Genomic DNA, 4,431 nt, shown 5'->3' on the forward strand with positions numbered 1-4,431 from the left:
AACCCACCCGTTTGGCCAGCCACTGCTCTGCGGCGGTAAGGGCCGCTGCTACCTGCTCGCGGGCAACACCGCCTTTGGCGACCCGCTTGGCCAGGGTCGCTTCCAGTTCCAGATTGGGGTAGACGTCGAACTCGATCACCGGGCTGAAGCGCTGGAATTCGCCGATAGAGAGCTCCTCCAGCGGGCGGCCCACGCTGATGGCAAAGACCACGGTTTCACCGACGATATGGTGCGCTTCACGGAATGGAATCCCTTTGGCCACCAGATAGTCCGCCAGCTCGGTAGCGTTGGCATAGCCGCCCTGCGCCGCCGCCATGGTGCGCTCGCTGTTGACCTTCAGATCGATCAGCACCAGCGCCGCCATATCGAGGCAGTCGTGCCAGGTATCGAGGGCATCGAACAGCCCCTCCTTGTCTTCCTGCATGTCCTTGTTGTAGGCCAGCGGCAGCGCCTTGAGGCTCATCAGCATGCCCATCTGGGCGCCGACTACCCGACCGGTCTTGCCGCGAATAAGCTCCAGCGCATCTGGGTTCTTCTTCTGCGGCATCAGGGAGGAGCCGGAGGTGACGGCATCGGAGAGCTCGACAAAGCCCGCCTCGCCGGTGTTGTAGAAGATAAGGTCTTCGGCAAAGCGCGACAGGTGGGTCATGGAGAGGGACGCCACGTGCATCAGCTCTACCACGTGATCCCGATCGGAGACCGAATCCAGACTGTTGCGGGTGGCACCGGCAAAGCCCATGTCGAGCGCCAAGGCTTCGCGGTCGATGGCGTAGGCAGTACCCGCCAGCGCGCCGCAGCCGAGGGGGCTGGTGTCGAGGCGCTTGAGGGCATCCTGCAGCCGGGAATAATCCCGCTCCAGCATCTCCACATAGGCCAGTGCCCAGTGGGCGTAGGTGACCGGCTGGGCCCGCTGCAGGTGGGTGTAACCGGGCAGCACTGCAGCCTGATTGGCACGCGCCGAATCGACCAGCCCCTGTTGCAGGGCGGTGATGGAGCCGAGCAGCAGCTCGCCCTGCGCCTTGCACCAGAGTTTCAGGTCGGTGGCGACCTGATCGTTGCGCGAGCGGCCGGTGTGCAGCTTCTTGCCAAGATCGCCGACGGCGGCAATCAGTTGGCTCTCGACCCAGGAGTGGATATCTTCGGCATCCGAGCTGAGGATCTGCTGGGGATCCTGCTGCACCGAGGCGAGCAGCACCTCCATCGCCTGCTGCAACTTGGCCTGTTCACCCTCGGTCAACACGCCCACCTTGACCAGCGCTTTGGCCCAAGCCATGGAGCCCTGAATATCCTGCTCCGCCAAGCGGTAATCGAACCGCAGCGAATCGTTGAACTGCTTGAACCGGCTATCGGCCCCCTGACTGAAGCGTCCACCCCAAAGTGCCATACTGCTCTCCTTGAATGCGTTGTCGGCGGCGCCCTGGCCACCGAGCTTGAAATCGTGCCCTGTTTTTCTGCGAACCTGTTATCTCACAGAAGCGGCCGGGGCGCTGCCGCTTTGCTCACACCCCATTGATACAAGAGGGGGCAATGCCCCCTCTTCGGTACCAGCGGATTAACTCCAGTGGCTTAACCGTGAGTGTGATCACCACCGATGGCCTGATGCTGCTCCTTCATGGCGCGGATCCGGCTGGCCAGGGTGTAGAGACGGATAAAGCCTTCGGCATGGCTCTGGTCATACACTTCGTCGGCGCCGAAGGTGGCGAAGTCTTCGGAGTAGAGGCTGTTCGGCGACTTCTTCTGCACCGCAGTGACCTGACCCTTGTACATCTTCAGCACCACTTCACCGTCGAGATCTTCGGCGATGGCGTTGGCAGAGGCGAGGATCGCCTTGCACAGCGGGGTGAACCAGCGACCGTCATAGACCAGATGGGAGAACTCGGCACCCAGCTTCTCCCGCCAGGCGCGGGTCGGGCGATCCAGTACCAGCTCTTCCACGGCGCGCAGCGCGGCGACCATCACGGTACCGCCCGGAGTTTCATAGCAGCCACGGGACTTCATGCCCACCATCCGGTTTTCGGTGATGTCGATGCGGCCCACGCCGTGCTTGCCGGCACGCTCGTTCAGGGTCATCAGGATCTGGTGCGGGCTGAGCGGCTGGTCGTCAACGGCCACCACTTCACCCTGCGCCACGGTCAGCTTGACGTACTCCGGCTGATCCGGTGCCTGTTCGGCTGGTACGGTCCACTGCCAGACCGCTTCGGACGGCTCGTTCCAGGTGCTCTCCAGCTCGCCACCCTCGGTGGAGATGTGCCAGGCGTTGGCATCGCGGCTATAGATCTTCTTCAGGGTCGCCTTGCAGGGGATGTTGCGGGTTTCCAGGTAGGAGAGCAGATCTTCCCGGGAGCGCATATCCCAGATCCGCCACGGGGCGATCACTTTCAGCTGGGGCGCCAGCGCGGCGACCGCGCCTTCGAAACGCACCTGATCGTTACCCTTGCCGGTGCAGCCGTGGGAGATGGCATCGGCCCCTTCCGCCAGCGCGGCCTCGACCATCGCTTTGGCGATCACCGGACGGGCCATGGAGGTGCCCAGCAGATAGGTGCCCTCATAGACGGCGCCAGTCTTCAGGGTCGGGTAGACGTACTCTTTGACGAACTCTTCCCGCAGATCCTTGATGATGCACTTGGTGGCGCCGGAGGCGATGGCCTTCTGCTCGATCCCTTCCAGATCGTCGCGCTCCTGACCGACGTCGGCCACGAAGGCGATGATTTCGGCGTCATAGTGCTCTTTCAGCCAGGGAATGATGGCCGAGGTATCCAGTCCACCCGAGTAAGCCAGTACGATCTTGTTGATTCCGCTCATGTTACTTCTCTCCGTGATGATTCGATGATGATTCAATAAAAGTGTCGTGATTCAGGTTGAGTGCCGCGTTACTTGCCGCCAAGAAGGGTCAGCAACACGGCGTTCTGGATATGCATCCGGTTTTCGGCCTCGTCCATGATGAGGGAGGCGGGGCCATCCATCACCTGCGAGGTGATCTCCAGCTCCCGGTGCGCCGGCTGGCAGTGCAGCACATGCTGGATGCCGGTGCGGTCGAGCATGGCCTGGTTGATCTGATAAGGCATAAAGAGCTCGGTGACCTGCTCCATCGGGGTGTTGTCGCCCATGGAGACCCAGGTATCTGTGTAGGCCACGTCGAACCCTTCGATATCCGCCACGTCATCGCTGATGTGGATGGTCGCCCCCGACTTGGCCGCCAGTGCCTGCGCCTGCAGGAAGATCTGGGTATCCGGGCCGTGGCCTTTCGGGCAGATCAGGGTGACGTCGGTGCCCAAGGTCGCCCCCAGCAGCAGCAGAGAGTGGCTGACGTTGTTGCCATCACCGAGGTAGGCGAGTTTCACCTTCGACAGATCGTCGTAGTGTTCGCTAATGGTCATAAAGTCGGCCAGCCCCTGACAGGGGTGGTAGAGGTTGCACAGGCTGTTCACCACCGGCACAGAGCCGTGTTCAGCAAGCTCAACAAGCGTCTGGTGATCGAACACCCGGGCGACGATGGCATCACACCAGCGTGACAGGTTGCTGGCGAAATCCTTTACCGACTCCCGCTTGCCCAGCGCGCCGTTCTGCTGATCCAGATAGACGCTGTGGCCGCCCAGTTTGGCGATGCCGATGTCGAAGGTGACCCGGGTGCGCAGGGAGGGCTTCTCGAACAGGGTGACCACGCTCTTGCCCGCCAGCGCCTGGCTGTACTTCTTCGGGTCAGCCTTGACCGCTTTGCCCAGCGCAATCATCGCCTCGATCTGGGCTTTGTTCAGATCACTGTCTTTCAGAAGATGTTGCATCGGATGTTCCTTGTTCCGGTGGAGATTAGATAGCGACCTGATTGCCATCGGCAATCTTGACCAGAGTGCCGACCGCGCCGCCAGCCAGCAGCTTGAGCAGCTGATCCGGGTAGCGCCAGCTGGCGACACAGACCGGTTTGCCGAGGGTCTCGGCGGCGTGCAGGGCTGCTTCTACCTTGACCGCCATTCCATCGCGGATCACCCCTTTCTCCATCAGATCCAGTGCGGTCAGCTTGTCGAGCTGGGGCACCAGCTTGCCCTTGCCATCGAGGATGCCGCTCACGTCGGAGAGCATCACCAGATCGGCACCGAGCGCCTCGGCAATGGCGGTGGCCGCCTGATCCGCGTTGACGTTCATCAGTTGCCCGTCGGCTGTGATGCCGATGGAGCTCACCACCGGCAGGAAGCCCTGACCGAGGATGCCCGCTACCAGTGCCGGGTTGCCCGGCTTGCACTCGCCGACTGCACCGAGATCCGGGTCGAGCTGGGTCACCTGACACAGGCCGCCATCTGCCAGACAGAGCCCCACAGCCGGAATACCGGTGGCGATGGCCTTGGCCATCATCTGCTTGTTGGCGGTCCCCGCCAGCGCCCCGGCAATAAAGGGGATCTGCTCGAACGGGGTCACCCGCAGGCCATTCTTCTTGGT

4 protein-coding genes are annotated in these 4,431 nt (G+C 62.3%); all 4 read right to left on the reverse strand.

The window, feature by feature from the left end:
* Positions 1-1,384: argininosuccinate lyase (gene argH, locus ACRAUW_RS17005; RefSeq protein WP_431363222.1), on the reverse strand; the 1,384-nt coding region annotated here is incomplete at its 3' end.
* A gap of 182 nt (positions 1,385-1,566) precedes the next feature.
* The gene (locus ACRAUW_RS17010; RefSeq protein WP_033115910.1) at positions 1,567-2,802 is read right to left on the reverse strand and encodes an argininosuccinate synthase; all 1,236 of its coding nucleotides are present in this window, start codon (positions 2,800-2,802) and stop codon (positions 1,567-1,569) included.
* Between the two features lie 68 nt (positions 2,803-2,870).
* Complete coding sequence (locus tag ACRAUW_RS17015; RefSeq protein ID WP_431363223.1) at positions 2,871-3,782, reverse strand: ornithine carbamoyltransferase; 912 nt, start codon at positions 3,780-3,782, stop codon at positions 2,871-2,873.
* Positions 3,783-3,807: 25 nt separating this feature from the next.
* On the reverse strand, positions 3,808-4,431 hold a 624-nt coding region (argB, locus tag ACRAUW_RS17020; protein WP_431363224.1), incomplete at its 5' end, for an acetylglutamate kinase.

The organism is Aeromonas sp., from assembly GCF_050633025.1.
Classification (GTDB): Bacteria; Pseudomonadota; Gammaproteobacteria; order Enterobacterales; family Aeromonadaceae; genus Aeromonas.

Excerpts from the sequence above, each read along its gene's own strand:
- ACRAUW_RS17010 (WP_033115910.1), bottom strand. The coding sequence starts at position 2,802 with ATGAGCGGAATCAACAAGATCGTACTGGCTTACTCGGGTGGACTGGAT.
- ACRAUW_RS17015 (WP_431363223.1), bottom strand. The coding sequence starts at position 3,782 with ATGCAACATCTTCTGAAAGACAGTGATCTGAACAAAGCCCAGATCGAG.